Origin of the sequence: Haloferax elongans ATCC BAA-1513 (assembly GCF_000336755.1) — an archaeon.
Taxonomy (GTDB): domain Archaea; phylum Halobacteriota; class Halobacteria; order Halobacteriales; family Haloferacaceae; genus Haloferax; species Haloferax elongans.
On record NZ_AOLK01000022.1, the window covers coordinates 208,722 to 234,892 of the forward strand.

Sequence of the window (26,171 nt, forward strand, 5' to 3'; positions counted from 1 at the left end):
GACCGGCCGCGCTTACTCCGACGACCGCCGCCACCGCTCCGAGAGAAGTCGCCCCCCGACGACACCGCCGCCGAGTAACACCAGCATGAGTTCCAGCCCCGAGGAGGCGAGTGGGGCAATTCGCTCGACGTTCTCGGGTTCGGCTCCCGGCGTCGGGTCGACAGCGGTGCTGTAGTGGAAGTTCTCCGTCGTCGGCGGAGCCGATTCGGTCTGGAGTTCGAAGAACGTCTGGACGAACCCCTGCGTACTCGATAACTCGGCTTTCCCAGTCACCGAGTAAAACGCGTCGTGGACGGGATAGAAGGCGTTGACGCCGTTGGTAAACAGGTCGGGGAAGATACCGCCACCGAGAAGTGCGGCGATGGCGACCCACGCGACGACGACGCCGCGGAACCCCCACCGACCTCGAATCTGTGAGTTCTCGCGTATTCTGGTGTCGTACAGCACGACCGCGCCGAGTACGAGCGGGAGCAACAATGTGTGCAGGAGGGCTCGATGACTACCGGGGAGGAGCGTGCTGGTAAACGAGTCGAGGTCCGGCACCGCCGCTGCGACCAGGACGACGGCGATGCTTCGCGTGTCGAACCAGCGACCGAGCAACGCCGCCCCGACGAGTCCGCCCACCGCGACGTGGACGAGTGTCGATGGCATACCCACTCGTGGAACGCGATAGACTTGAAGCGTTCCCCGAAAGATTCGTCAGGCGACGATGTCCCCTTTCGACACGCTTTTGCGGGACACTCTCGCACTGTCTCGCATGTCCGACCTCCCCGTCGTATGGAGGTGCGCCCGGTGACCGCAGCACCTCGCGACGACCTCGCTCGCCGAATCGCGGGCGAGATTACGCTCTCTAACGACCCCGGCGCAACCCTCCGCAAGTGGCGCACGGACTTCGATATCTCGCAGACTGCCCTCGCCGAGCAACTCGACGTCTCTTCGTCGGTCGTCTCGGACTACGAAAGCGGCCGTCGCGAGAGCCCCGGAATCGGTGTCATCCGCCGGATGGTCGAGGCACTCCTCGACATCGACGAAGCCCGCGGCGGCAGTCGCATCCGACAGTACGCGCGCGTCCTCTCGGCTGGCTTCGAAAGCGACATCGTCCAAGACCTGCGGGAGTATCCGACGTCGATTCCGCTGGACACTTTCTACGACGCCATCGGTGCAACCGAAATCGTCAGCGGTGACGAAGACCGGATCAGCGGCCACACCGTCATCAACAGCATCCAGGCGATTACGCGCCTCTCTTCCGAGGAGTTCTACCGCCTCTACGGCCAATCGACGAGTCGCTCGCTCGTCTTCACCGACGTCACCCGCGGTGAGTCGCCGCTTGTCGCCATGCGGGTCGTCACCCCCACGCCGAACGCGGTCGTCCTGCACGGACTCACCGAAGACGACCTCTGGGAACACGCGCCGTCGCTCGCGACCATCGACGGCTTCGGTCTCGCCGTGACCAACCGCGACCTCGACGAGATGCTCGAAGCGCTGCGGAAGCTCCCATAACCGGCTCGAACCACGCGTTTCTCGGTTTCTCGCCCACTTTGACCCCACCGTGTTAGGATATTCCAACTCCCTCTGTCTTTCCTGACTGTCACCGCGAAGGCAAAAAACACCGAAACGTCGCGCGCGACAAGGATTGTTCATGAATCTTCACGAACTCGCTTCGTTCGTCGAACGGGAGTTCACGTACCCAGTCACCACCGACTACGTCGTCGCGCAGGCAGGCCACGTTGCCGTCGACGCGCCGGACCACGAAGACTCCGAGACTATCGAGTCGATTCTCGCTCGACTGGGGTCGGAGACCTACACCTCGGGGAACGAACTGTTCACGACGATTATCGGGAGCGTGACCGACGACTACATCGGTCGCAAGTTCTACGACGACCGCGGCGGCGACCCGGCGGAGTCGTGGGGTGTCGTAAACGAGAAAAACAGGTCGTTCTGACGAGTCCCGCTACTCCACGTATTCGTATTTCCGAAGCGCCAGCGGGCGCTTCGTCTCCGCACTCACTTCGTTCGCGCGGACGGTCCCCGCTACTCCACGTATTCGTAGCGGCGCTCGTTCATCCGACCCCACCCGGTGAAGACGAACTCGTCTTCGGGCTGGGTGAGTTCCTCGACTTCGACTTCCTTTTCGTGGTTGTGGACGTCGTGGATGAGTTCGTACTCGTCGAAGGTAATCTCCTTGCGTGCGGCGAGTTGCTCGTCCACGTTGAGGGCTTCGATTTCGTCGAGCCACGTCTCTTGGACGGTCTCGGCGTGAATCTCGGCCTGTGCACCGGAGCCGTAGGAACCGACGAGGAGCTTCTTGCCGACCATGTCCTTGCCCTCTTCGGCGGCGGCTTTCAGTGCCGACGCGCGGGCGATGTGGACAGAGCCAGTGTACCAGTTGCCGACGCGACTGGAGATGTCGAGCGTCGGCTCGATGACGCGACCGTACCAGTCGCGGTACTCCTCGGTCGTTTTCAGCTTGTCCATGTACGCGCGGATGGCCTCCTCGTAGTCGTCCCACGTCTCGAAGTCAGCCTCGCGCGGCTGGCGACCGATTTCCGATTCGAGGTCGTCCTCGATGTCGGTGTCGCGGGTCATGTGACGGAACCCGAGGAGCGCGGCCTTGCGCACCATGCCCGGGAAGGGCGTGTGGAACGGGATGTACTCGAAGAGGTCGGGGTGTGTGCGACCCGCGACGCTCTCGTAATCTTCGAGCGCCTCGCGCATGCGTGCGAGGTACACCTGCATGGAGCGCTTGCCGTCAACGGACGGGAACTGCTGGTTGGGCTTCAGGAAGTCCGTCTCGTCCATGCTGCCGTAGCCCTGCTCGGTCGAGAGTTCGACGAGGTCTGGGTCCTCGTCGATGAGCATCGCGACCGCACCGGCACCCTGCGTCGCCTCGCCCGGGTCACCGCGCTCGTAGAGGGCGGTGTCGGTGGCGATGACGAGTGCAGCGCGTCCGCGGTTGCGACCGGCCTTAATCCAGTTGTACGCGTCGTCGAGACTCTGCGTCCCGGCGATGCAGGCGAACTTGCGCTCGCCTTTGTTGGCGTGACGGAAGTCGCCCTCGAACACCTGTTCGAGACAGCCAGCGATGTACGTCGACACCGGCTTGGAGTTGTCGAACGCCGACTCGGTGGCCACGTCGATGCGGCCGATGTCTTCGGGCGAGAGACCCTTTCGGACCATCAGGTTCTTGGCGGCGTTCGCACCCATGGTCACGATGTCCTCGTAGACGTCGGGGAACGACGATTTCTCCAGCCCGAGGCCTTTCGTGTACTTTTCCGGGTCTTCGCCCTTCACCGGCGCGAAGGTGTTAGGAAGGTCTAAAACGAGTTTCCCCGTCCAAATCTCGATGGCGTCGATGCCGACGGAAGTCATGGTCGGCCATACAGAACCGGGGGATAAGATTTTGTCGATGAGGACTTACGTCGAACGTCGAAATTACGGGTCGTTCCCGTCGGCCGTGTCGGTCACGACTTGTTCGTCCACGACGATACCATCGCTATCGACGACGCGGACGACGATATCGTACGAATCGTCCTCGACGCCACCCTGTCGGTATCGTAGCACAGCGTTCTTCTGCGTACTCGACTCGGTGCGAGTCGCCCACGAGTGGTCGTTGTTCTGGAAGATGACTTCCGTACGAGAGAACTCGTCGTCGCTATCCTCGACCTTGACCTTGACCTGATAGTCGCCGTTGTCGCGCTTGGTCTTGTCTTTGACCGAGACACTCTCTATCGTCGGACTAGTGGGTTTGGTGAGGGTCCCCTTCTGCGGCGGGTCGGTGCCGTCCGCAACGTCGACGATGGACTCTTCCGTGAGAAGCGTCCCGTCAGCGCCGTACGCGCGAACCGTGATTTCGTACGTGTCGCCCATCGTCCCGCCGTTGGAATACTGTAACGTTCCTCGGGTATCAGTTGACTCCAAGAGGCGATCGGACCACGTGTTCTGCCGGTTGTCGACAGAGACCTCAACCCGGCCGTCGGGGTCGGCGTTCGAGATGTCGTAGGAGATGTCGTACTCGGCGTTCGAGTACTGACTCTGGTCTTCGAGACGGAGTCCGCGGACCGAGGTGTCGTCGCTCGAGTCGTCGCCACCATCCGTGAACGTGAATTCGTGTTCACCGCTTCCCGACCCGCCGACGTACTCGTACGAGACCCGGACAGTCACGTCCTCGCCGTCGAGGTCGATTGGCTGCGTCGCGCCGGGATTCCGATAGAGTGAGCCGATAGTCATCGTGGCCGTCTCGCTCGAGTCCAGTGTGCGACTCCCCACAAACGGTACAGTGTCGACGATGGGGATGTATCTCGGGTCCGAGGCGAGTTCGTTCTGGGTCCCGGTGTCGTACAGTAGCGCTGCAAACAGCCCCTCCAAGCGGGTCCAATCGTCGTTGAACCCTCCCGAGACCTCTACGGCCGTCTCGATGGTCGGGTTGTCGAACGGCCAGTCGTCTTCCCGGACGTACACGTCGTCGGTTCCAGCGTCGACGATACTCACACCCGTGATTCGAATCGCCTCGCCGGCACCGTTTCGGACGTCGAATCGGACGTGGTCGTCGTCGTCACCGGTGCAGTCTCCGCCCCCGTTTGCCTCGTCGCGACAGATCGCAGTTCCGGTGCCGTCGACGTACTGGAGCGACCCCAACTGAACCGTCATCGTCGCCGTATCCGACGCAACACCGTCTGAGACGGTCACGCTCGCGTCATACGTGCCGCTTTCGTCGTAGGTGTGAGAAACCGTCGGTGAGTCAGTGGTCTGCGTCGTTCCGTCGCCGAACGCCCATTCGTAGGTCAGGTTTTGTTCGTCGTCAGGGAGCAAACCAAGGTCTGGGTCTGAGGAGCCACTGGCGTCGAACTCACACGTGAGGCCAGTACAGTCGGCGATCAGGTCTGCCTCGGGTGCCTCGTTGTTCGGCAGGAGCGTGACGTTGACCGTATCGGTGTCAGTCGCCCCGTCGTCGTCCGTAACCGTGAGTTCGACTTCGACCGTTCGGCTCTGGAGTAACAACAGCGGGTCGACGCTGAGTTGTGCGGTCTGGCTCCCAACGTTCGACAGCGTGAGTGCGTTCTGGAGCAGCGGGGGAAGCGACCCCTCGTTGGCGATAGACCACTGATACGTCAGTGGGTCGCCGTCAGGGTCAGAACTGTTCGACCCGTCGAGGGAGAAGGTCAGTAGTCCAGTCCCGCCGAGTTGGTACACCGGCTTCTCGACACGCTCGAATACGACCTCGCTCTCACTCGCGGACGGATCGGCTCGCTCGACCACCGAGGCTGACGGGTTGCGAACGGCCCCTTGGCTGCCGCCATCGGAGTCCGGCGTCCCGTTTTTATCTTCGCCTGCATCCGCGTTCGGCGGGCGGTTTATCTTCTCGACGCTGACGTTCACTCGGTCGGTCGCTGTGTCTCCTTCGTCGTCTTTGACGGTCAACTCGACGACGACCGTGTGGTTTCGGTCGGTGACGTTCTCCGTGACTTCGACCGTCGCACGCTCGGCCTGTCGAGTCGAATCGCGGATTCCAACCTCGTCGTCGAGCCCATCGTACTCCACAACCTGCCACTCGTAGGACACTGGACCGCCGTCGGGGTCGTAGCTCCCGCCACCGTCGAGTGTCTGTGTCTCGTCTTCTTCGCCGGTGATAGACACGTCGCTCCCAGCGTCGGCCTCGGGGGCGTCAGTTGGTTCGGGTGTTGGGGTAGGCGTGGGCTCGGGTGTCGGCGTTTGCGTCGAGGTTGCAGCGGTCTCTCCGTCGAGTGACTGCTCGTAGACGACTTCGTTTGCATCTGCGTTGACGACTCGGTAGAATTTGTCGTCGTCGGTGGCTGCATCCACCAGTCGCCAGCGTTCACCGGGTTCGAACAGGTCGTCTCCGTCGGCACTCAACGGCGACCCGTCTGCGAGTGACCGCCGAACTGACCCGTTCGCTCCCTGAACAACCACCTCGGTCTCTGCTATCGGGAGTGGGTCACCACCCTCGTGAACGACGATGAGATCGGCACCGTCGCGTTCGAGAGAGAGGTCCGCGACGGACGCTTCGTCCGTCGGAACGGTTCCGAGATACGCGAACCCGAAGATGAAGACACCGACGAGTACGACTCCGACGAGTGTAACAACGCCGATTGTCTCTGACTGGGCACGGCACTCGGAAAGCACGTCTAGCCGTCTGCGGACGATAGTAAAAAAGGCTCGCACGAGTGGAATTCACTCGGTGGAGAAGGTGGTGATTCTCACTCAGTCCAGAGAGTGATGGCTCTCACTCGGTCGAGAGCGTGGTGATTCGCACGTCGTCTACGTACCATCTGTCCCCATCGGCCGTGGAAGCTGGCTGCCGGAACCTGATAGCGACGGTGTCGTGGAGGGCGTTCGCGTTGTCGATTCGGACTCGGCGGAACCAGCTGTCTTGGTTCTGGCCCGACTGGGGAGCCACTCTGTCGACTTCAGTCCACCCGCCGCCCGGGCGGCGATATTCGACGATTAGGTCTTCTGGCGGTGAGTCATCTGACTCAGGCCCACCCTGTGAGTCGCCCTGCTGGACCCAGTACTCGACGGTGAGGAGGTCTGTACCGGCGGCGTCAACGTCTGGTGAGACGAGCGCCGCGTTCGTCTCGTCGTTGTTACCATTGCCGTGGTCGTTTACGATGCGGACGCTTCGGCTCCCGGAGTTCGAGGTCTCCGTATTCGGGCCAACGAGCCGCGCATCGTTGTTCCCCGGACGGTCTGCCGTCTTCGTCCACCCCGGCGGAAGCGACCCAGATTCGAACTGCTCGACGATGTGATTCTCGACGGTCAGTGAGTCTGACCCATCGTCTGTCGAGACCGTGAGCGCCGCGGTCCCAGTTCCAGCCGACCAGTACTGACCGGAGTCGGTCGTGACGGCCACGCGTCCGCCACCGCCGGTCGTCGCAGTCGACCGATTCAGACTCACGATTCCCGAATCGTTCGTGGAAAACGTCACGTCGACGTTGGCGTCCTTCGGGGAGACAGTCGCTTCGAGGTCGATACCACCCGACTGCGACGTGGGGTCGAACGTCCCTGCGCCGGACCCAGGGGTCGTGTCAGGGGCGGTCCACGACGGCGTGTACGTCACCCCCGGTGGTCCACCGCCACTGTTCGAAATCACGGTCACGTCGAAGACGACTCGCCGCTCTGCTCCCGGACCGAAGGAGATGGTGATACTGTCGGTTCCGGTCCCCTGGGCCTGATAGAGAATGCGTGCCTGTCCCTCTCCGTCGGTAGTCACAGCCGTTTGCGAGAGCCCACCGTTCGGCCCGTCAGCATCGTCGCTCACTGTGAGTTCGACCCCGCTTTCCGGGTTACTGTACTCGTCTCTCGCCTCGACGACCATCTCGTAGGTCGTACCGTTCCGAATCGTCGCCCGCGTCGACGACACACCCGTGAGGTATCGTTCGCCGGGAGCTGTGAGGTCGCGACCGATGCCGACACGACTCGTCTTGAGGTTGTACGTCACACCCGGTTCGAGTTCGAGGGTGAGCGTCCCGCCGGCTACCAAGAGAGACTGGACGTGGCCGTCCGGTGCCATCTCGTCTTCGAGGAGTCGCCGCCACGTCGGTTCCGAGAGGTCTGTCGAGATCTTCAGCACGAGCGGTCCGGAACTACTGTTCGTCACCGCGACTGTCCTGACGGACATCGACTCGGGGCTCAGCGCGCGGGCATCGACCGAGACAGGGTCGACACCGCCCCTCGATATGTTCCCGTCCAGAGTCACGACCGAGAGCGTCCGGTCTTCGACGAGTCGCTGCTCGGTCAGCGCACGGGAGGTATTCGAGTCGGAAAAGTTGTTGTAGAGGACGGTATTCTCGAATTTCGTCGTCGGTGCAGCGCCGTATCTCGTGTAGTCGGGGCTGTACACCAACCCGGCCGTTGGGAACGAAAGCGTTCCCGTGACGTACTCCTTCGTCTCGTCGTCGTGGGCTTCGACGTTCTGAATCGAAGCCTGGCTTCCGCTCGGGAGACGTTTCATAGACAACGTCCCACTCGCTGGGGGCGGGTTGACGGCGACGACTCGTCCGGGGAATCGCGTTCCGAGCGTGACGAGCGCCGAGTGCGTTCGCCCGGTCGTCGCGGTCCCGACGATGGCGTTCCGTACGTCTTGGAGTTCTCCTTGCACCTGTTGGTTGTGCCTGAACTCCGTCTGTTCTGTCTCCATCGGGACGACCGCTGCCTGGTACACCGAGAGGGCAACGACGAGAAATCCGAGCAGGAGGACAGCACCGACCTGGGCTGTCACTGCACGGTCGTCCCGGTGAAGTCGCATTACCCTATCTCGCAGCGCGCCCGGTAAAAAACGCATCGTCGGTCTCACCCAATCTCCACCCGGGAGACTGCTGGCCGCTGTGTGGGGTCCGTGACCGTGAAGTTGAGTTGCACCGCGAACGAGTCGTGCGACGACCCCCACGAGAGCGACTCGCTCTCCGAGCCACTGCCAGTGAGCGTCACCGTCTTTGACCGCTCTTCCCCGGATTCACCCGGCGAGCCGATAACCTGGACGTGGATACTCCCCCCATCAGCGTCGTACGTGATGTTTTGGATGTCCGGGCGACGGTCAGACGTGAAGTTGAGCGTGGCCGTCCGATAACTCGCCGCGTCGACAGGGTCGTACAGCGCGAGCGCCTCTGACTGCGACAAGTCTCGGTCGTACACTCGGACCTCGTCCAGCGTTCCAGGGAAGTACTCCGGTGACGGGCTAGTGTCCTCGATTCGGCCAATCGAGGAGAAGTCCGTTGTCTTGACACCGGTCGTGGAGACGCTGCTGTCGACGAGTGACCCGTCGAGATACATTCTAAGCCGTCCAGTCGTGGCGTTTCGCGTCAACACGAGGTGGTGCCACGCGCTGTCGTCCACACGAGACGGACTCTTGACTTCGCCGCCGCTGTCGTCACCGACCGTGAACCCAATTCGCCCTTGGCCGTCGAGCCATCCCCAGAAGATGTCGTTCACGTCGCCGTTCGATTCGACGCCCGTGATTCCGGGCTGTCGCCAGTTGACGTCCCCATCGCCAGTCTGGTTCGTCTTAAACCACACCGACAGGGATGCAGTGCCGCCGAGTGGATCCTGAAGGCTCCGATTGACACCGATGTAATCGTCGTTCCCGTCGAACTCGTATGCGTTCCCGCCGAGGACGCCACTCGTCGGGGCCGCACCGACAACGGTTCCAGAGTAGTTTCCGGTTGCGTCGTCGGGCGAATCGTCGAACGCCCAGTATCCATTGGGACCGACGTCCCACCGCGAGCCGTTCTTCGGGTAGCCAACAGCGACCTCCGCAGGGTCATGATTCCCGCCGTCGTCGTGGACGACTCCTCGTTCGCCTGTTTTCGACGCTGCGTCCCACTCCGCCAGCGACCACGAAAGCGAATCGACACCGGCCACAGAAATCGTGAACGTGACGCGTTCTGCGGCGGTCGAGTCGTCGTCGATAGATGCCGTTACCGTCGCAATACCTGCAGTTCTTGGCGGCGTGTACCGGACTGTCGCCTGTCCTGACTCGTCCGACGGGGAGTCAACATTCTCAATCGTGCCGCCGGTTGCACGGCTGTCGACCGCGACACCACTCACAGGGTTGTTGAACCCATCTCTCACCTCGACTGTCAGCGATTGCGTCTCGCTCGGTGCGACGGTTCTATTAGTCGCTCCGACGGCCGTCACGTACTGTCCGTCGGGTTGTGTCGCATTCGGTGAGACAGCAACCTCGGCGAGTCGGAGTTCGTACTCGCCGGGGTCGAGGACGATTCGGGCGTACCCACCGGCGACACTGACGTTCGCGTTCTCGACATCTTCGAATCGTTTCTCCCACGTCGATTGCGCTAGGTCTGTTGGGAGTTCGATGACGACGTTCTCACCGGTTTCGTTGCGGATACGAACGACACGAGTAGTCGCACTGGTCGCTCGAACGTCGAGTGTAGTCGTCGTGCTCGACGAGGTGTCGACCGACCCGTCGATAGACGTCAGAGAGAGCCGCTGGCCGTCGACGAGCGGTGTTGAGGTACCAACGAGGAGTTCCTTCCCGTTGTCGAACTGCTTCACCAGCGCACCGTGTTCGTAGTGGTACCGGGGTGCCCCTTCGAACTCGTTGTACTCGGCTTCGTACTCGACTACCTGCGTCGAGAACGTCTTCGTCGAGTTGTTCCAGTAATCTGCCGTCTCCGAGTCGACAGCCACTGCGTTCTCGACGCGAATTGGCCCGCTATTACTCTGTGTCGCTGTTAGGCGGCCACTCGCTGGTGGCGGCGTGACGAAAAGCACGCGGGGCCGGTAGTTCGTTCCAAGCGCTACCGAGACAGGGACAGACCCACCAGTTCGAGCCGTGGTCTCGACTGTTCGCTGGAGGGTTTCGAGATTCCGTTCGACGATTCGATTGTGGGCTGCTTCGGTCCGCTTTGTGTCGTTTGGGACGACTGTCGCCTGATAGAGTGAGGCGCTGATGACGAAAAAGCCGAACAAGACGATAACAGCGACTTGTACGGCGACGCCTCGTCGGTCGTCCCGAAAGTTCATCATTGAGAAGGGCGGCTTGAACTATAAAAAGGCTATCCCCCGTATCGAGCGGAGGGCAACGAAACGAGAGAGGCCGAGTTCAGTCTTCCTCTTCGACGACTTCGGGCTCCGCCAGTCCGCTCTGGAGGCTCTCGATGCCGTCGACCCACTCGGTCACGAGACCGAACTCGATGTCTTCGAGCACATCGAGGTCGAGTTCCTCGCCGGCGATGACGTTCGTGCCGACCTGCACGATGTAGCCGAGTGCAGCGTCGAGGTCGTCTGCTTCTTCGGCGTCTGCGGCGGCGATGATGTACGCCGACATCTCGTCTTCGAGGTCAGACGGACCTGCGACGAGGTACTCTTCGGCCGCGAAGAACGCACACGAGAGACTCGTCTGGACGCTTCCGATGAGAATCTCCGCCTCTTCGTTCTCGGACTCGAACTCGGGCTCCGCCATGACGATGTCGTGGACGGTCGCGAGTTCGTCGAGCGCTTCTTCTTCGTCGAGCGTGTCGTCGTCGTGCGCGGTCAGAATCTTGGCGAGAGCGATGGCGGCGTCGTTCTGAATGTTCATCAGAAGCCGACCCGTCTCCTCGCTTTCGAGGTCCAGGTCTTCTTCTTCGACGCGCGTCAACCAATTCTGCCAGCGTTCCGGGGAGTAGTATCGTTCCTCGGCCTCGGTCATACCTACACCCTCCCGTGCCGGACTCAAATGCCTTTCTTATCCTCTTGGCAACTGTGTGTGATTCGGAAGCGTGTGTTCCAACGACAGGGGACCCGAACCGACTGTGTCTCTCGTTTCCCCCTGTTCTATGCGCCCGAGTTATCTATCGAGCGTCGATTCGGTGTCGATATCGTAGACGAGCGCCGGCGTCTCGACGTGCGCGTTTCGGACCGCGTCGTCGTGACCCTCGTCGAGGAGCCAATCTACTCGCCGGGGTACCGTCTTTGGGCCCATCACTGCGCCGGGACGGTCCGGGTCGTCGACGAAGTCAGTCTCCATGAGGAACGGAACGCCACGCTCGGCCGCGTCTTCGAGACGGTCTTTGTTGCTCATGACGCTCGGCGTGCCGCCGGTGAGATGTCCCTGCGCGTAGTGTTTCACGACGCGCTCGCGTGGGACGTCGCGCTCGTCGGCCCACTCGGCAACGTCCGAGAGGTCAGTCGTCGATTCCGTGTGGAGTTGGAGCGCGCAGTCGCAGTCGGCGGCGAGGTCGAGTCCGTGTCTGAGAACCGCGTTCGAGGCGTCCCAGACGGCGTCGGTGACGTCGTAGTGCGGCCGACCTGATTTGAGTGCGAGCGCGTCGCCAGCGCGCACGTACTCGGCAGCGACGTCCAGACCGGCGCACATGAGGTCGCGCGCGTCGGCCGGGTCGTAGCCCCGGTCGTCGACGAGTTTCGAGACAAGTCCGGGGTGGACACCGAGGACGGGCCACGCTTTGCCGTCGAGAAGTTCGGACGCGTCACGAACAACGTCGATAGTCGTCTCGAAGACCGGCCGGAAGTCCTCGCCCGTCTCGACCTCGTGGCCCAGCAGCCACGACGGTTTGTTCACGACCAACAGGTGTGTGCCGCCGCTTCGAGCGAAGTCTTTCACCGCCTCTACCCCGCGACCGTGGTCCGGGTCGAGGTGGAGGTGGTTGTCCACGACCGGCGTATCGAACGTTTGCATGGTCGAGTGGTCGAGTGGCGCAGGAAAAAAACGAACCGTTCGCGTGCGACTCTCAGTCGTCGCTGTCGGAGAGTTCGTCGAGCGTCACGGCGTGGTTCGCCGCGTTCTGGAGCGCGTCTGACCGGCCGTAGCTCCCCGGTGCGATAGCGACCGTTCGGACACCGTACTCGTTTGCGACTTCCAGTGCGGGCTTGAAATCGGTGTCTCGCGAGGCGACCGCGACAACGTCCGCGCACCCGTCGGCCGCAAAGCGCGTGAGGTCGACCGCGAGTTTCACGTCCACGTCGCCGCTCGTGATGACGACTTCGAAGCCGCGGGCTTCGGCCGCCTGAATGAGTCCCGGCGTGGCGTGCTCGTCGAGATAGAGTCGCATCGCGCTCGTCTGGTCGCCGAGCGACCGCGCAGCGTTCCGAATATCGTCGAGGTCGACGTCGAACTCGTCGCGGAGGACGTTCGGCCCGTCCACGAAGAGGGCGACACGTCCCGAGGGAAGGCCCTCAGGACCGAACAATCGCCGCAGGAGGTCCATACACAACCTCTCCCAGTTTCCGGTTTATACATTTCGAGCGAGTCTCCGACAGTCGGAACACTGCACGCCGAACCCAATTGTTCGAATCTAACCAAAATCGTTATAGAATTTATTTAGGTTTACTAGGTTCTTCCAATTGTACCTTGAAACCAATGGTGAAATCCGAATTTCAGTCAAGCTAACAAATATTGCCTTACCCCACTGAGCATTGTTTGCCCATGGCAGGCACACCGAACTTCGACAGACGAACGTTCCTGAAACTGTCCGCAGCTGCAGGTCTCGCCGGAATGGCTGGCGTGACCTCCGCGACGCCCGGACGCGACCCCGGGCCGAAGAAAGACGAGATTCTCGTTGGTGTCTCCAAGACTGCCGACAGTCCGCAAGCGGCCGTCGAACAACACGTTCCGGGTAACGCCGAGGTTGTTCACGAAAACAAGTCGCTCAGCTACGCGGCAGTCAAGTTCCCCTCGAATGCTCCCTCGCACGCTCGGGAGAACTTCATCGAGGCAATCACGAAGAAAGACGAAGTAAAGTACGCCGAAGAGAACGCGACGCTCGAAGCACTCTATACGGCGAACGACCCCAAGTACGGCAGCCAGTATGCCCCACAGCAGGTCAACGCGGACTCCGCGTGGGATACGACGCTCGGTAGCTCCAACGTGACTATCGCCGTCGTCGACCAGGGCGTCATGTACGACCACCCCGACCTCTCCTCGCAGTTCGGGTCGGACAAAGGCCAAGACTTCGTCGACAACGACAACGACCCGTACCCGGACGTGCTCTCCGACGAGTACCACGGGACGCACGTCGCCGGTATCGCTGCCGGGACGACGGACAACAACGAGGGTATTGGCGGCATCAGTAACTCGACGCTTCTCTCCGGGCGCGCGCTCTCCGAGGGCGGCTCTGGCGCTACCAGTGACATCGCGGACGCCGTCGAGTGGGCCGCAGACCAGGGCGCAGACGTCATCAACCTCTCGCTGGGTGGTGGCGGCTACTCCTCGACGATGAAGAACGCCGTGACCTACGCGACCCAGCAGGGCTCGCTCGTCGTCGCCGCTGCCGGTAACGACGGTCGCCGCAACGTCTCCTACCCGGCCGCCTACAGCGAGTGTCTCGCTGTCTCGGCGCTCGACCCCGACGAGACGCTCGCACGCTACTCCAACTACGGCGACGAAATCGACGTCGCCGCACCCGGTACCAACGTGCTCTCCTGCTGGACGACCAGCACCGAGTACAAGGAAATCTCCGGTACGTCGATGGCGACGCCCGTCGTCTCCGGTGTGGCCGGACTCGCACTCGACGTCTACGACCTCTCGCCGTCCGACCTTCGGAACCACCTGAAGAACACGGCGGTCAACGTCGGACTGAGCAGCGCGAAGCAGGGTTCAGGCCGCGTCGACGCTGCCAACGCTGTCACCACTGACCCAGGAAGTGGCGGCGGCGGTGGCGGCGGTGGGTCGACCACCACGACCATCGACGATTCGCTCTCGTCGAACGCTGACTCCGACTGCTGGTCCTACACGTGGGAGTACAGCTCCCCGTCCCAGGTCGTCGTCGAACTCAGTGGCCCGTCCAACGCTGACTTCGACCTCTACGTCAACGAGGGCTCCGGCACGTGCCCCTCGACGAGCACCTACGACTACCGCTCGTGGACCACCGACAGCAACGAGCAGATTACCATCGACAACCCCGACACGGCTGCCGACCTCGCCATGATGGTCGACAGCTACTCGGGAAGTGGCAGCTACACGGTGACCATCACCGAAAAGGAGTAAGCACCACACCATCGGCGACGGCAGGGTAAGTCATTCCCGCCGTCACCGGTTTCGGCCGAGCAGGTACCAGAATCACCACGCGAGAGAGTGGTGCTAGTGTCCATGACTGTGACATCTTCATGAGCACGGTGGGGCCGAGTTCCCGCGCGCCATCACAGGCGGCAGTCCGTCGTCTGGGCTGACGCCGTTGCGAACGACCGTCTCCCATCACAGGCCCCGACGTGCTGATACACCTTCGTCGCCTACGTCTCGTATGTCTGAGGACTCGGCGACAGTGACGGTTGGAATTCTGTCGTTTCACAATAGCCGTGAGACGAAGGCGATTAGCAACGCGGTCGCAGCAGTCGGCCACGACGCCGTCTGGCTCCACGAGGAGGCAATCGGTATCGACGTCTCGGAGTCGGGTGTTGCATTCGAACCGGACGTAGACGTCGTCGTCAATCGACTCCTCCTTTCGAAGTCGTCGACACCGCTCGAAGATCTCTCTATCGCCAGTTGTTACGCCGCCGCGCGTCCCGTCCTCAACGACCCGAGAAACGTCCTCTTCGCAATCCACAAGCACGCGACTGCGACCCGACTCGCTGCGGCAGACGTTCCTGTCCCGCACAGTTACCTCGCGACCGACGAAGCGCATCTGAACGACGCGCGCTCGGCGTTCGAACTCCCGTTCGTCTACAAGACCGCCATCGGAACCAACGGCGGTGGCGCGTGGTTGGTCGACCACGATAAGACGATTTCACCGACCGTGGATAGTCGGCGTGCGTTCATCCAGACGTATCTCGACCCCAACGACGACGACCACCGCGACCTGCGCGTCTACATCGTCGGCGACGAAATCATCGGGGCCATGTATCGGTACGCTCCGGCAGGGGATTGGCGAACGAACGTCGCCCTCGGCGGGACAGTCGAAGACGCTACCGACGACCTGTCCCAGCAGGCTACTAGTATCGCACTCCGAGCAGTTCGAGCGCTCAACCTCGACTACGCGGGTGTCGACCTCATCGAAGGACCAAACGGATGGCTCGTCTTAGAGGTCAATCCGACCGCCGGGTTCCGCGGACTCTTCCGGGCGACTGGACGCTCTCCGGCGGTGCACATCGCCCGCCTCGCGCTCGAACGTGTTGGTCACACTGTTGACGACGAGACAGTCGAACGCCTGTCGCACGTCCTCGACGGGTCGCCCCCGGAAGACGCCCCGTCGTCAGTCCGCGACGACCGTGTTCCAGTCGTCGGCTACGCAGAGCGCGTCACCGTCACGGGAATCAGCGGTTCGAAGGAAGTGCTCGCCCGCATCGACACGGGAGCGGCCAAGACGCGTCTCGACGCAGTGCTCGCGACCGAAGTCGGCGCCGAGCCCCCATCAGTCCTCGACGACGAGGACGTCCAACCACAGGTCGATGTCGTCGTCGAACTCGCAGACCAACGCCAGACCGTGACGGCTGTCCTCGTCGAAGACCCCGACGACCCACTCCACATCGGCCGCGACGTCCTGCGGAATTTCTACGTCGACGTTCGTCGCCGCGTCAAAGACGACTCGGACACGTAAACTGACCTTGCTATATCAAGCCTGTTTGTTTTCCTTCGTTCCTTCATAGATTATTCGAGCCCGGGCCCTCCGATGCTGACAGACCGTACTCGTGTGGCGTGTCGACTCCCACGACACCACCATTCTTCTGGATGGTGTCCACCCCCGCGAGATGTCCCACTCCACCCATCCCACAATCGGTCGGAGAACGGTATTCGTTCACGGAGCGGCTTCGGGTTCGAACCTTTCTGCCGCCCGTCGAACACTCACCACCCGGTAGTTGTATACTTGTACGCATATAAGCAACAGAACGACAACAATCTTCGTGTTTATTGATTTTCTAGGCAGATTTATTGGCAATGTGTCCGTGATTCACAACCATGTCTCAGACAATGGTGGTGGGGGAGCCGGAAGTGTACACGGTCGTTCGAGAAGTAAACGACCACGGAGCAGCGACAGTCCGGGGGGACAACGGGTCGACCTATCACGTCGCGGCGTACGCCGACGAGATGCTTCGTGCGTACCTCGCGGACCTCCGGGCTGGTGACCGGGTTCGGATGGACCTCGTGAGAGCAGGAGTCAGAGCGAACGTTTGGAAGGTGTCGGCACTCTACTCGGGGGAGCCCATCACCGAGAGCAATCGCTAACTGTCCTGCGAGTGCGAGAAAATAGCTGAGTGGGGCGCTGCCAGCGAGAGGCTCACTCGTGGACTTCGAGGACTTTGCCGGCCGCGATGGTCTGTCCCATGTCGCGGATGGCGAAGCTTCCGAGTTCGGCGATTTCTGACGACGGCTCGATGCTGAGTGGCTTCTGCGGCCGGAGCGTCACGATTGCGGCGTCGCCAGCCTTGATGAAGTCCGGGTTCTCCTCAGCGACCTCACCCGACGCGGGGTCGAGCTTCTGGTCGATTGATTCGAACGTACACGCGACCTGTGCCGTGTGAGCGTGGATGACCGGCGTGTACCCGGCGGTGATGACCGAAGGGTGCTGCATGACGACGATTTGTGCCTGGAAGGTCTTGGCGACCGACGGCGGGTCCTCGGCTGGACCACAGACGTCCCCGCGGCGGATGTCGTCTTTGCCGACACCGCGAACGTTGAATCCGACGTTGTCACCGGGGCCTGCTTCCGGGACCTCCTCGTGGTGCATCTCGATAGTCTTGACCTCGCCGCCCGCATCCGAGGGCATGAACCTCACATTGTCACCGGTTTTGAGAATGCCCGTCTCGACGCGGCCGACGGGAACCGTCCCGATACCGGAAATCGTGTACACGTCCTGAATCGGGATGCGAAGCGGTGCGTCGGTCGGCGGCGACGGTTCTGGAAGGTTGTTCAGCGACTCTAACACCGTCGGTCCATCGAACCACGACATGTTCTCCGAGTGCTCGGAGATGTTGTCCCCCTCGAACGCTGAGATGGGGATGAAGTGGGCGTCGTCCGAGTCGAACCGGACCTGCTGGAGGAGTTGCTGAACCTCCTCTTTGACCTGTTTGTAGGTGTTTTCGCTGTAGTCGACGACGTCCATCTTGTTGACCCCAACGATGAGCGTCTCGATGCCCAGCGTCCGGGCGAGGAAGACGTGCTCGCGGGTCTGCGGCGCGACACCGTCGTCGGCGGCGACGACGAGAAGTGCGTGGTCCGCCTGCGACGCGCCCGTAATCATGTTCTTGACGAAGTCGCGGTGACCGGGCGTGTCGACGATGGTGAAGTAGTACTTGTCCGTATCGAACCGCTGGTGGGCGATGTCGATGGTGACGCCGCGCTCGCGCTCCTCTGCGAGGTTGTCCATCACGTACGCGAACTCGAACCCGGACTTCCCCTTCTCTTCAGCCTCTTCTCGGTGCTGCTCGATGATGTGCTCGGGTATACTGCCTGTCTCGAACAAGAGTCGGCCGACGAGGGTCGATTTCCCGTGGTCGACGTGCCCGATGATGGCCAGGTTTTGGTGTGGTTTGTCTGCCATAGTATCCAGGGCGCTGTCGCCCATTCTAGTTGAATATGACATCCAAGAGTATATCCGTTGTCCCGAAATGTACGCTGTGAGAACCTGAAATTCGCCCGTTTAGATTTATCAATCAAGCTGATATTTCTTCCAGAACATATGTTCCTAGACACGATGTGTTAGAATACCGACGTGCGATTGTCGGAGCCAAGTGCCAAGCTAGGTGTAACTGTCAGGAGTGACTGTCGGAGTCACTAAAGTGGTCAAAACGCCGAAAAGGAGTGGATAAGTTCAAGCAATCAGATGTTCCGCATCGTTTCGGCCATTTCGGCGAAGGTGGCCGTGCGGCGGAGGGGTGTCTGGCGAGCGGTAGTGTCGAGTTCGGAATTCTTTACAACTATCATAGTAACCAAATCGTGTCCCGAGTTGATAAATCTATCTGCGGTTGCTGGAACTATCGAGCGTCCGAGACGGCAGTCGAAGCGCCCGGTCTCGCCGGTACTGTCCTGTGGTTTTAATAATCGGAACTGAGTCGTTCCGGGCGCATGACTCGAAGCAACCGAACCTGCATTCGAAGCCGTGAGTCGGACGTGGCTCACGGCTGGGTTCCGCGATAGTCGTATCGACGCTGTTTCTCCCCGAGTACTGACGAGCAGTTCACTGTCATCTGTCGAGTTTCGTAGCAGCCGCCACGCCCGAGGTGAGCGCAATGCGGCGTAGCGACGCGACGCTATTCACCAGCCGCGAGACCGAGGGCTGGGAGAACGACACAGTCGAACTCGCGGTGCGCGCCGGGCTCGTCAGACAGTTCGGAAGCGGGCTATTCGGGTTCACACCCACGGGCGAGCGCGTCCGGCGAAAACTCATCTCCCGAATCAGAACGGCGATGGACGGCATCGGTGGACAGGCAATCAGCCTCCCCAACCTCCAATACAGCGACGTCTGGAGACAGAGCGGTCGCTGGGAGAGTTTTGAAGGCGAGATGTTCACCTTCGAAAACCGCGAGGGGCAGGCGATGTGTCTCGCACCTTCGCACGAAGAAGGAATCGTTCACCTCGTAGAGGGCACCGTTCGGTCCTACGAGGACGTTCCCTGCCTCCTGTATCAGGTCGAGCGGAAACACCGCGACGACCACCCCCGAAACGGGCTCTTGCGGACGAAAGAGTTCACGATGAAAGACGCCTACAGCCTCCACGCGACCGACGCGTCGCTGGACGGGTGGTACGCTCGCGTCCGCGACGCCTACTGTCGCATCTTCGATGCCGTCGGCCTCGACTTCGTCGTCGTCGACGCGTCGAACAGCGTGATGGGTGGCTCCACCTCCGAGGAGTTCGTCGCACCCGTCGAAACCGGGTCCGAGGAACTCGTCTACTGCCAAACTGACGGATGTCGCGTCGGCGTCACCGACGAATCACCCGGCACCACTCTCAGGGAGGGCGACACCTGCCCTGATTGCGGGGCGACCCTCGTCGCGGGCGAGGGCATCGAAGTCGGCCACGTGTTCAAACTCGGGACGCGATACTCCGAGCCCGCCGACCTCACGCTCGACACGGCCGACGGCTCGAAGCAACTCGTTCGAATGGGAAGCTACGGCATCGGCGTCGAGCGCCTCCTCCACACGCTCGTCGAACAACACGGCGACGACGACGGCCTCCGGTGGCCCGTCACCGACCACGGAAGCGTGGCCCCCTACGAGGTTTCGATTATCCCCCTCGAATACGAGGGCGACCTCGCAGACGCGGCCGACCGCATCTACGACGCGTGCGGTCGCGACGAGGTGCTTCTGTTCGACGACGACGACCAGACTATCGGCGAGCGATTCGCCGAGAGCGACCTCCTCGGAATTCCCCGAAAGGTCATCCTCGGAAACAGCTTCCGTGAGACGGGCGATGTCGAACTCGAAACGCGAGACGGCGAGACGCGCTTCGTCGCACCCGAGGTGGTTTCGGACGTCGTCTCCGAGTAGTCGTACCCCCGGGTGACTCTCCCAGTTAGCCGAACCCACCACCTCGAATGACTACCGTAGATGGTGTCGGTATCAGAGGCCTGCTTTCAAAAGCGAGTACGAGATGACCAGTGCGACCGTCGCTCCACCGAGAATCATCGTGACGACGACGAGAACGTCAGGAGCGCTGACGACGGTCGTAGCGACATCTTCGATCAACATCATTCCGAGGCCAACGAATAACCCAACAATTAGAGCGCTCACTAGTGGGTGCTCGAACCGCTGATTAACTACCTCCCAGACGTTTCCCATCTCTTTTTCCATAGGTAGTTGTCATTTGTTCGTGGCCGTTTATTCAAACATATTGGTAATTTTATACACACTAATTTATGGTGGAAATTGAAGTCTCAGCTCGTACAGACGGTGGCGCGAGGTTCGACCTAGGTTGCTAGCCACACTTTTCACCGCACTCACCTAGGTGGCTAGGTATCGAATTCGTATCGGAGGAGAGCGTTCGTGCGAGTACCGTCTACACGGTGGACCACGAAATAGTGCTGTGGTGGGCACGACTCCGGTCCAGTCTTCATGATGGGTGACTCAGTCGTCTCAGTTTGGTCGTGGGCCAGACTGGTCGTGGTGCACCTGTGTGGTCGGTGCGATTGGTGACAGAAACCATGAACCTCGGCGAAACGCTCGGACAGTGCGGTGGGGGGAGGGTCGATACGGAATGAACGCTTGGTACTCCGGCTCGGACGGGCAGTATTACTCGGATACCGAAATCTGGGAGCGATTGGAGGACGGTATCTGGCGTGTCTGCTGTTGGAACGCAGAGACAGGCGAAGAGTGGATGGAAACGGACGCCGGAGAACTCGTACACTTGGCTCCGGCTCCCGACGAACAGTCCCGGCAGAGTACTCCCTCTGAATCGAAGCCCAACTGAGCGGTGTGCTCAGTAGTTGGAAATTGGCTGTGCTCCGTTTTCAGAACTCGTTGATGATGTCCGCGACGTGCTGGCGGTCGAACAGCTGCTCGTCGGCAGATATCTCTGGGGACAGTCGTTTTCGTCGGTCGATCACCCGTCGAACCCAGATTTTGTATCGCACTATCTAGTTTACCTCCCTATTCGCCAGCGGTTCCAAGACCGACTTCGATGGCAATTTTTCGCACGTGAGTTGCGGGATTGTGGTGTTTTTACCCACTAACAAGTACTAATTGATACACTATCGTGCATACACTGGGAGAGAAGATACCAAAGCATTACTTACCGTAGTTCGCAGTGGCCTGTATGGGCCTTCGCAAGCCGCCGTTGTACGATGTCCACGCCGACGCGGGGGCACAGTTCACCGAGTTCGGCGGATGGGACATGCCCGTGGAGTACGACTCCATCAGGGCTGAACACGCGGCCGTTCGCGAGTCCGTGGGTATCTTCGACGTCTCACACATGAGTGAGATAGAAGTCTCCGGGCCGGACGGCACCGCACTGATGCAACGCCTGACGACGAACGACGTGGCGGTCCTCGAACCGGGTGACTCGCAGTACTCGGCCATCGTGGACGACGATGGACTCATCATCGACGACACCGTCGTCTACCGTCTTCCTGACCGGGACGACCCGGTGTACCTCTTCATCCCGAACGCGGGGCACGACGAAGAGATGTACGACCGGTGGACCTCGTTCCGCGACGAGTGGGACCTCGATGCGACCGTCGAAGACGTGACCGAAGACTGGGCCATGTTCGCGGTACAGGGTCCAGATGCGCTCGAAACCGTCTCTGCGACGACCGACGCGCCGGTCGGCGACCTCTCGAAGTTCCAAGCGCAGTACGCCGACGTGGCTGGCGTCGAGTGCTGGGTCGCCCGAACGGGCTACACGGGCGAGGACGGCTTCGAAGTCCTCTGTCCGTGGGACGACGCTGAGACCGTGTGGTCGGCACTGGACGCCACCCCGTGTGGACTCGGCTCCCGCGACACCCTCCGCATGGAGATGGGGTTCCTGCTCTCCGGGCAGGACTTCGACCCCGAGGACGAACCGCGCACGCCGTACGAGGCCGGAATCGGCTTCGTCGTCAAACTGGACACCGAGTTCGTGGGACGCGACGCTCTCGAACAGCAGCACGAAGCTGGCGTCGACGAGACGTTCGTCGGCTTCACGCTCCTCGACAGAGGCGTCCCCCGACACGGCTACGACATCGCGACTGAGGATGGCGACGTCATCGGGACCGTGACGAGCGGAACCATGAGTCCGACGCTCTCGGAGCCTATCGGACTCGGATACGTCCCCGTCGAGTACGCCGACGACGGAACAGCACTCATCGTCCTCGCTCGTGGCCGTGAGAAACGCGCAGAAATCGTTACACCACCCTTCATCGACAACTAATGTTCGAAATTCCCGACGACCGAAAGTACCTGGAATCGCACGAATGGACGACCACTGACGGCGACACCGTCAAAATCGGCATCTCCGACTTCGCACAGGACGAACTGGGCGACGTCGTGTTCGTCGAACTCCCCGACGAGGGCGACGAGATTACCGCCGGCGACGAATTCGGCGTCGTCGAGAGTATCAAGGCTGTCTCCGACCTCTATGCACCCATCTCGGGGACGGTCGTCGCCGTTAACGAGGACCTCTTCGACGCACCGGAACTCGTCAACGAAGACCCCTACGGCGACGGCTGGATGCTCGAACTCGAACCGTCTTCCTCCGACGAGTTCGACGACCTCCTCTCGCCGGAGGAGTACCGCGAGCAGACGGAGTGAGATGACGGCTGGAAACGGACGCCGGGACGGCAGTCCCTACGCGCCACACACTGACGCCGACGAAGCCGCCATGCTCGACGCCGTCGGGGTCGAGAGCGCCGAATCGCTCTTCGACATCCCCGAAGACGTTCGATTCGATGGCGAGTTCGGCATCGACGCCACCGACGAACGCGACCTTCGCGAGTCTATCGCGAACCTCTTCGCTCGCAACGAGGAGCTGACCGAGTTCCTCGGTCGCGGCCACCACGCACACTACGTGCCCGCGCTAGTCGACGACCTCTCGCGTCGCTCGGAGTTCCTCACCTCCTATACGCAGTACCAGCCGGAAATCGCACAGGGCTTCCTGCAAGCCCTGTTCGAGTACCAGTCGATGCTGGTCGAACTGACCGGCCTCCCGGTCGCGAACTGCTCGATGTACGACGCCGCGACGGCCCTCGCAGAGGCCGCGCTGCTCGCGAACCGCCTTCGACGCGGTGCGAGCGGCCACCGCGTGCTCGTTCCAGAACACCTCCAAGAAGGTCGCCTCGGCGTCCTCGAAAACTACCTCGACGGTGCCGACATGGAAATCGGCAACTACCCGATGGATGACGGCGCTGTCGACCTCGACGCCCTCTCGGACCTCGTCGACGACGAGACCGTGATGGTGTACGCCGAGAGTCCGACCGTCCGGGGCGTTATCGAAGAGAACCTGTCTGAAATCGGCGACCTCGCCCACGAGAACGACGCGCTGTTCTGTCTCGGAAGCGACGTGGTCGCGCTGGCGCTCCTCGAAGAACCCGCGAGCGTCGGTGCTGACGTCGTCGTCGGCGAGGCCGACGCCCTCGGGCTTGGCACCTCCTACGGCATGGGACTGGGAATCTTCGCGACACGCGAGAAGTTCCTCCGGCAGGTTCCGGGTCGTCTCGTCGGTGCCTCTGAAGACGCCGAAGACATGCGTGCGTTCACGCTGACGCTCCAGACGCGCGAACAGCACATTCGGAAGGAGCGCGCCACGTCCAACATCTGTACGAATCAGGCGTGGGTCGCGCTCCGAACCGCCATGCACATCGCGTGGCTCGGCCCGGACCGCCTCGTCAACCTCGCGACCCGCGCAGTCACCGACGCGCGTGACCTCGCGGCGCGACTCGACGATATTTCCGGCCTGCAGGCCCCGGTCTACGACCGACATCACTTCCGGGAGTTCGTCGTCCACACGGACCAACCAGCACCGGCCATCGCGAACGACCTCGCGGGGCGCGGCTTCGCGGTCCACACGCTCGACGACCACCACCTGCAAGTCTGTATCACCGACGTGAACGCCGATGCCGCCGACAGACTGGTCGCGGCCTTCGAGGAGGTAGCCTGATGAACTTCGACCAAGCACGCTTCAGCCGCGACGACCACTACGAACCGCTCCTCTCGGAGAAGGACAGCACGACGGTCGAAGTGGACGACGACGGCGTCCTGCCTGACGACCTGACGCGTGACGAACTCACGCTGCCGGGACTGTCCGAACCCCAACTTGCGCGTCACTACACGCGCCTGTCGCAAATGAACTACAGCGTCGAGCTGGGTCCATACCCGCTCGGCTCCTGTACGATGAAGTACAACCCCTCGTTCACCGAGGACGTTGCGGCCGACCCGAATGCCGCAGTCCACCCGGACCGGTCGGACCGGACGATTCAGGGGACGCTCGGTCTGCTCCACGACCTTCAGGAGCAACTCGCCGAAATCGGCGGCATGGACGCCGTGACGCTCCAGCCCCCCGCTGGTGCCGCGGGCGAGTTCACCGGTATCCTCATCGCAAAAGCGTACCACGAGGCCCGAGGCGACGACCGCTCGGAAATCATCATTCCGGCGTCCGCCCACGGGACGAACTTCGCGTCCGCTGCGTTGGCGGGCTACGACGTGGTCGAACTCCCATCTGACGAGGACGGTCGCGTCGATATCGAGGCGCTCGACGCCGCCATCTCCGAGGAGACGGCCGCGCTCATGCTCACGAACCCGAACACGCTCGGATTGTTCGAGCGCGACATCCTCGAAATCTCGGAGATGGTCCACGACGCCGGTGGCCTGCTCTACTATGACGGCGCGAACTTCAACGCCCTTCTGGGCCGCGCTCGACCCGGTGACATGGGCTTCGACATCATGCACTACAACGTGCACAAGACGTTCGCCACGCCGCACGGCGGCGGTGGACCCGGTGCCGGACCGGTCGGTGTCGTCGAGGAACTCGCCGAGTACCTTCCGAGTCCGATGGTCCAAGAGACGGCCGCAGGCTACGAACTCACCGAGCCTGAGTCGTCTATCGGCAAGGTCCACGGCTTCGGTGGTAACTGGCTCGTCCTCGTGAAAGCCTACGCCTACATCGCTCGACTCGGCGATTCAGGCCTGTCGGACGCCAGCGCCAAGGCCGTCTTGAACGCCAACTATCTGGCCTCGCAACTCGACCTCGAAGTCCCGTACGGACCGTTCCACCACGAGTTCGCGGCCACGTCGGGCGACCGTGATGCTGCGGACGTTGCGAAGCGCATGCTGGACTACGGGGTCCACCCACCGACGACGAAGTGGCCCGAACTCGTCTCGCAGGCGATGCTCACCGAACCGACGGAAGTCGAAGACAAGGCGTCGCTGGACGACCTCGCGCACGCCTTCAACGCCGCCTACGCGGACTCCGACGAAGCGCTCGAAACCGCACCAACGAAGACGAGCGCCCGCCGCATCGACCAGGTGTCGGCGGCGCGGAACCCGCGGCTCTCGTGGCAGGCGCTCGGCGACGACGAATAACGAAAAACCCTCTTTTACGGTCTTACGCTTCTGCTTCCGCTTTCGCGTACGTCTCGATATCGTCCGTGATGTGGATGTACCCGTAGTCGCACTCGGTGCAGCTCCACTTGGTCTTCTTGCCGAGGTGAATCTCCATGCTGGCGGCGAGGTAGAACGTGTCGTTGCCGCACTCGGGGCAGTCGCGTTCGATTTCGAGGTCGCTCATGGGGTCGAATCCGTTGTAGTCGTTGTTGAAGATATTGGTTCGCGGGCGCTGTGACAGCCTGCATAAATCAAATAACGCGATATGAAATAGTGATTGGTCTCGAAAGCAGGCGCGCTCGGACCACTATCCGGCGTGGACGGCGTCTGCTCGACGAACGTCGGCTCGCAACCCAAGCATGATGTGTCAAAAGATTATCCTCGCCCGAGACGAAACGCTGGCCGTGCTCGCCTTCCTCGACCCAACCGCACGAAACGCTCGGAGACTTGCGTTCGGCCTGCTCACGATTCTCCTCGGTGCGATGACGGTCTGGTCGTTCCTCCGTGGACAAGCAGTGATTCGCGTCATACTTCTCGCCTCGCTGACGGCGTACGCCGGGAGCAACCTCCTCTCGCAGCGGATACCGCACATCAGCCGCATCGCTGCGGTTCCTCTCGGCGTCATCGGCGTGGGAGCGTACATCCTCGGCGCACCGACAGACCTGCCCATTTTGCTCATCCTGCTCGGTATCGGCAGCGTCGTCGACCTCGTCTGGGACCCGACAGGCAACGTCTACGGAAGTGACTCGAAGTGA

Annotated in this window: 24 protein-coding genes; 12 read left to right on the forward strand and 12 right to left on the reverse strand. The window is 61.7% G+C overall.

Annotation, left to right across the window (positions count from 1 at the left end):
* Positions 1-12 precede the first annotated feature (12 nt).
* A complete protein-coding gene (locus tag C453_RS15565) occupies positions 13-651 on the reverse strand; it encodes a metal-dependent hydrolase (protein WP_008325895.1) in 639 nt (212 codons plus the stop codon).
* Between the two features lie 141 nt (positions 652-792).
* Here C453_RS15565 and C453_RS15570 point away from each other — a divergent pair, with 141 nt between their 5' ends.
* Positions 793-1,500 carry a helix-turn-helix domain-containing protein gene (locus C453_RS15570; RefSeq protein ID WP_049907790.1) on the forward strand — a complete coding sequence of 236 codons (708 nt, stop codon included), beginning with the start codon at positions 793-795 and terminating at the stop codon, positions 1,498-1,500.
* Positions 1,501-1,639: 139 nt separating this feature from the next.
* Entirely contained in the window at positions 1,640-1,942 is a 303-nt protein-coding gene (locus C453_RS15575; RefSeq protein ID WP_008325897.1) for a DUF5789 family protein, read from the forward strand.
* 89 nt (positions 1,943-2,031) lie between these two features.
* Here the strand turns inward: C453_RS15575 and hmgB are convergent, their stop codons facing one another.
* The 7 genes from hmgB to C453_RS15610 all read right to left on the reverse strand — a co-directional run bounded on the left by hmgB (position 2,032) and on the right by C453_RS15610 (position 12,683).
* The gene (hmgB, locus tag C453_RS15580) at positions 2,032-3,369 is read right to left on the reverse strand and encodes a hydroxymethylglutaryl-CoA synthase (protein ID WP_008325898.1); all 1,338 of its coding nucleotides are present in this window, start codon (positions 3,367-3,369) and stop codon (positions 2,032-2,034) included.
* 63 nt (positions 3,370-3,432) lie between these two features.
* Positions 3,433-6,141 carry a PKD domain-containing protein gene (locus tag C453_RS15585; protein ID WP_008325899.1) on the reverse strand — a complete coding sequence of 903 codons (2,709 nt, stop codon included), beginning with the start codon at positions 6,139-6,141 and terminating at the stop codon, positions 3,433-3,435.
* Between the two features lie 100 nt (positions 6,142-6,241).
* Entirely contained in the window at positions 6,242-8,263 is a 2,022-nt protein-coding gene (locus tag C453_RS15590) for a hypothetical protein (RefSeq protein ID WP_008325900.1), read from the reverse strand.
* 44 nt (positions 8,264-8,307) lie between these two features.
* Positions 8,308-10,500 (reverse strand): LamG-like jellyroll fold domain-containing protein, encoded by a 2,193-nt coding sequence (locus tag C453_RS15595; RefSeq protein ID WP_049907741.1) that lies wholly within the window; start codon positions 10,498-10,500, stop codon positions 8,308-8,310.
* Positions 10,501-10,579: 79 nt separating this feature from the next.
* On the reverse strand, positions 10,580-11,167 hold the full coding sequence (locus tag C453_RS15600; RefSeq protein ID WP_008325902.1) for a DUF2150 family protein: 588 nt from the start codon (positions 11,165-11,167) through the stop codon (positions 10,580-10,582).
* A 138-nt stretch (positions 11,168-11,305) separates the two neighbouring features.
* Positions 11,306-12,154 (reverse strand): TatD family hydrolase, encoded by an 849-nt coding sequence (locus C453_RS15605; RefSeq protein ID WP_008325903.1) that lies wholly within the window; start codon positions 12,152-12,154, stop codon positions 11,306-11,308.
* Between the two features lie 52 nt (positions 12,155-12,206).
* Positions 12,207-12,683, reverse strand: a complete 477-nt coding sequence (locus C453_RS15610) for an NYN domain-containing protein (protein ID WP_008325904.1) — start codon at positions 12,681-12,683, stop codon at positions 12,207-12,209.
* A 218-nt stretch (positions 12,684-12,901) separates the two neighbouring features.
* On the opposite strand from C453_RS15610, the gene C453_RS15615 reads away from it, so the two are divergent.
* The 3 genes from C453_RS15615 to C453_RS15625 all read left to right on the forward strand — a co-directional run bounded on the left by C453_RS15615 (position 12,902) and on the right by C453_RS15625 (position 16,633).
* Complete coding sequence (locus tag C453_RS15615) at positions 12,902-14,461, forward strand: S8 family serine peptidase (protein WP_008325905.1); 1,560 nt, start codon at positions 12,902-12,904, stop codon at positions 14,459-14,461.
* A 253-nt stretch (positions 14,462-14,714) separates the two neighbouring features.
* Positions 14,715-16,007 carry an ATP-grasp domain-containing protein gene (locus tag C453_RS15620; RefSeq protein WP_008325906.1) on the forward strand — a complete coding sequence of 431 codons (1,293 nt, stop codon included), beginning with the start codon at positions 14,715-14,717 and terminating at the stop codon, positions 16,005-16,007.
* A 359-nt stretch (positions 16,008-16,366) separates the two neighbouring features.
* Entirely contained in the window at positions 16,367-16,633 is a 267-nt protein-coding gene (locus C453_RS15625; RefSeq protein WP_241430782.1) for a hypothetical protein, read from the forward strand.
* Between the two features lie 52 nt (positions 16,634-16,685).
* Here the strand turns inward: C453_RS15625 and tuf are convergent, their stop codons facing one another.
* On the reverse strand, positions 16,686-17,948 hold the full coding sequence (tuf, locus tag C453_RS15630; RefSeq protein WP_008325908.1) for a translation elongation factor EF-1 subunit alpha: 1,263 nt from the start codon (positions 17,946-17,948) through the stop codon (positions 16,686-16,688).
* Between the two features lie 688 nt (positions 17,949-18,636).
* On the opposite strand from tuf, the gene C453_RS15635 reads away from it, so the two are divergent.
* Positions 18,637-19,893 carry an aminoacyl--tRNA ligase-related protein gene (locus C453_RS15635; protein WP_008325909.1) on the forward strand — a complete coding sequence of 419 codons (1,257 nt, stop codon included), beginning with the start codon at positions 18,637-18,639 and terminating at the stop codon, positions 19,891-19,893.
* Between the two features lie 72 nt (positions 19,894-19,965).
* Here the strand turns inward: C453_RS15635 and C453_RS20850 are convergent, their stop codons facing one another.
* Positions 19,966-20,097 (reverse strand): hypothetical protein, encoded by a 132-nt coding sequence (locus tag C453_RS20850; RefSeq protein WP_275039777.1) that lies wholly within the window; start codon positions 20,095-20,097, stop codon positions 19,966-19,968.
* A gap of 502 nt (positions 20,098-20,599) precedes the next feature.
* Between C453_RS20850 and C453_RS15640 the strand changes: the two genes are divergently transcribed.
* Positions 20,600-20,812 (forward strand): hypothetical protein, encoded by a 213-nt coding sequence (locus tag C453_RS15640; protein WP_008325910.1) that lies wholly within the window; start codon positions 20,600-20,602, stop codon positions 20,810-20,812.
* A 40-nt stretch (positions 20,813-20,852) separates the two neighbouring features.
* Here the strand turns inward: C453_RS15640 and C453_RS20855 are convergent, their stop codons facing one another.
* Positions 20,853-20,975 (reverse strand): hypothetical protein, encoded by a 123-nt coding sequence (locus C453_RS20855; protein WP_275039778.1) that lies wholly within the window; start codon positions 20,973-20,975, stop codon positions 20,853-20,855.
* A 182-nt stretch (positions 20,976-21,157) separates the two neighbouring features.
* Here C453_RS20855 and gcvT point away from each other — a divergent pair, with 182 nt between their 5' ends.
* The 4 genes from gcvT to gcvPB are packed head-to-tail and all read left to right on the forward strand — an operon-like array spanning position 21,158 to position 25,395.
* Positions 21,158-22,249, forward strand: coding sequence for a glycine cleavage system aminomethyltransferase GcvT (gene gcvT, locus C453_RS15645; protein ID WP_008325911.1), 1,092 nt, complete (start codon positions 21,158-21,160; stop codon positions 22,247-22,249).
* Positions 22,249-22,629 carry a glycine cleavage system protein GcvH gene (gene gcvH / locus C453_RS15650; RefSeq protein WP_008325912.1) on the forward strand — a complete coding sequence of 127 codons (381 nt, stop codon included), beginning with the start codon at positions 22,249-22,251 and terminating at the stop codon, positions 22,627-22,629. Before gcvT ends, gcvH begins: the two co-directional genes overlap by 1 nt.
* A gap of 1 nt (position 22,630) precedes the next feature.
* The gene (gene gcvPA / locus C453_RS15655) at positions 22,631-23,974 is read left to right on the forward strand and encodes an aminomethyl-transferring glycine dehydrogenase subunit GcvPA (protein WP_008325913.1); all 1,344 of its coding nucleotides are present in this window, start codon (positions 22,631-22,633) and stop codon (positions 23,972-23,974) included.
* A complete protein-coding gene (gene gcvPB, locus C453_RS15660; protein ID WP_008325914.1) occupies positions 23,974-25,395 on the forward strand; it encodes an aminomethyl-transferring glycine dehydrogenase subunit GcvPB in 1,422 nt (473 codons plus the stop codon). Before gcvPA ends, gcvPB begins: the two co-directional genes overlap by 1 nt.
* Positions 25,396-25,417: 22 nt before the next feature.
* Here gcvPB and C453_RS15665 read toward each other — a convergent pair whose 3' ends face one another.
* Entirely contained in the window at positions 25,418-25,600 is a 183-nt protein-coding gene (locus C453_RS15665) for a DUF7838 family putative zinc beta-ribbon protein (RefSeq protein ID WP_008325915.1), read from the reverse strand.
* Between the two features lie 175 nt (positions 25,601-25,775).
* On the opposite strand from C453_RS15665, the gene C453_RS15670 reads away from it, so the two are divergent.
* Positions 25,776-26,171, forward strand: coding sequence for a hypothetical protein (locus tag C453_RS15670; protein WP_008325928.1), 396 nt, complete (start codon positions 25,776-25,778; stop codon positions 26,169-26,171).

What these genes read in the sequence shown, in the direction of transcription:
- C453_RS15565 (WP_008325895.1), bottom strand. Translation starts at nt 651, where the DNA reads ATGCCATCGACACTCGTCCACGTCGCGGTGGGCGGACTCGTCGGGGCG.
- C453_RS15575 (WP_008325897.1), top strand. Translation starts at nt 1,640, where the DNA reads ATGAATCTTCACGAACTCGCTTCGTTCGTCGAACGGGAGTTCACGTAC.
- hmgB (WP_008325898.1), bottom strand. Translation starts at nt 3,369, where the DNA reads ATGACTTCCGTCGGCATCGACGCCATCGAGATTTGGACGGGGAAACTC.
- C453_RS15590 (WP_008325900.1), bottom strand. Translation starts at nt 8,263, where the DNA reads ATGCGACTTCACCGGGACGACCGTGCAGTGACAGCCCAGGTCGGTGCT.
- C453_RS15595 (WP_049907741.1), bottom strand. Translation starts at nt 10,500, where the DNA reads ATGAACTTTCGGGACGACCGACGAGGCGTCGCCGTACAAGTCGCTGTT.
- C453_RS15600 (WP_008325902.1), bottom strand. Translation starts at nt 11,167, where the DNA reads ATGACCGAGGCCGAGGAACGATACTACTCCCCGGAACGCTGGCAGAAT.
- C453_RS15605 (WP_008325903.1), bottom strand. Translation starts at nt 12,154, where the DNA reads ATGCAAACGTTCGATACGCCGGTCGTGGACAACCACCTCCACCTCGAC.
- C453_RS15610 (WP_008325904.1), bottom strand. Translation starts at nt 12,683, where the DNA reads ATGGACCTCCTGCGGCGATTGTTCGGTCCTGAGGGCCTTCCCTCGGGA.
- C453_RS15615 (WP_008325905.1), top strand. Translation starts at nt 12,902, where the DNA reads ATGGCAGGCACACCGAACTTCGACAGACGAACGTTCCTGAAACTGTCC.
- C453_RS15620 (WP_008325906.1), top strand. Translation starts at nt 14,715, where the DNA reads ATGTCTGAGGACTCGGCGACAGTGACGGTTGGAATTCTGTCGTTTCAC.
- C453_RS15625 (WP_241430782.1), top strand. Translation starts at nt 16,367, where the DNA reads ATGTCTCAGACAATGGTGGTGGGGGAGCCGGAAGTGTACACGGTCGTT.
- tuf (WP_008325908.1), bottom strand. Translation starts at nt 17,948, where the DNA reads ATGGCAGACAAACCACACCAAAACCTGGCCATCATCGGGCACGTCGAC.
- C453_RS15635 (WP_008325909.1), top strand. Translation starts at nt 18,637, where the DNA reads ATGCGGCGTAGCGACGCGACGCTATTCACCAGCCGCGAGACCGAGGGC.
- C453_RS20850 (WP_275039777.1), bottom strand. Translation starts at nt 20,097, where the DNA reads ATGATGTTGATCGAAGATGTCGCTACGACCGTCGTCAGCGCTCCTGAC.
- C453_RS15640 (WP_008325910.1), top strand. Translation starts at nt 20,600, where the DNA reads ATGAACGCTTGGTACTCCGGCTCGGACGGGCAGTATTACTCGGATACC.
- gcvT (WP_008325911.1), top strand. Translation starts at nt 21,158, where the DNA reads ATGGGCCTTCGCAAGCCGCCGTTGTACGATGTCCACGCCGACGCGGGG.
- gcvH (WP_008325912.1), top strand. Translation starts at nt 22,249, where the DNA reads ATGTTCGAAATTCCCGACGACCGAAAGTACCTGGAATCGCACGAATGG.
- gcvPA (WP_008325913.1), top strand. Translation starts at nt 22,631, where the DNA reads ATGACGGCTGGAAACGGACGCCGGGACGGCAGTCCCTACGCGCCACAC.
- gcvPB (WP_008325914.1), top strand. Translation starts at nt 23,974, where the DNA reads ATGAACTTCGACCAAGCACGCTTCAGCCGCGACGACCACTACGAACCG.
- C453_RS15665 (WP_008325915.1), bottom strand. Translation starts at nt 25,600, where the DNA reads ATGAGCGACCTCGAAATCGAACGCGACTGCCCCGAGTGCGGCAACGAC.
- C453_RS15670 (WP_008325928.1), top strand. Translation starts at nt 25,776, where the DNA reads ATGATGTGTCAAAAGATTATCCTCGCCCGAGACGAAACGCTGGCCGTG.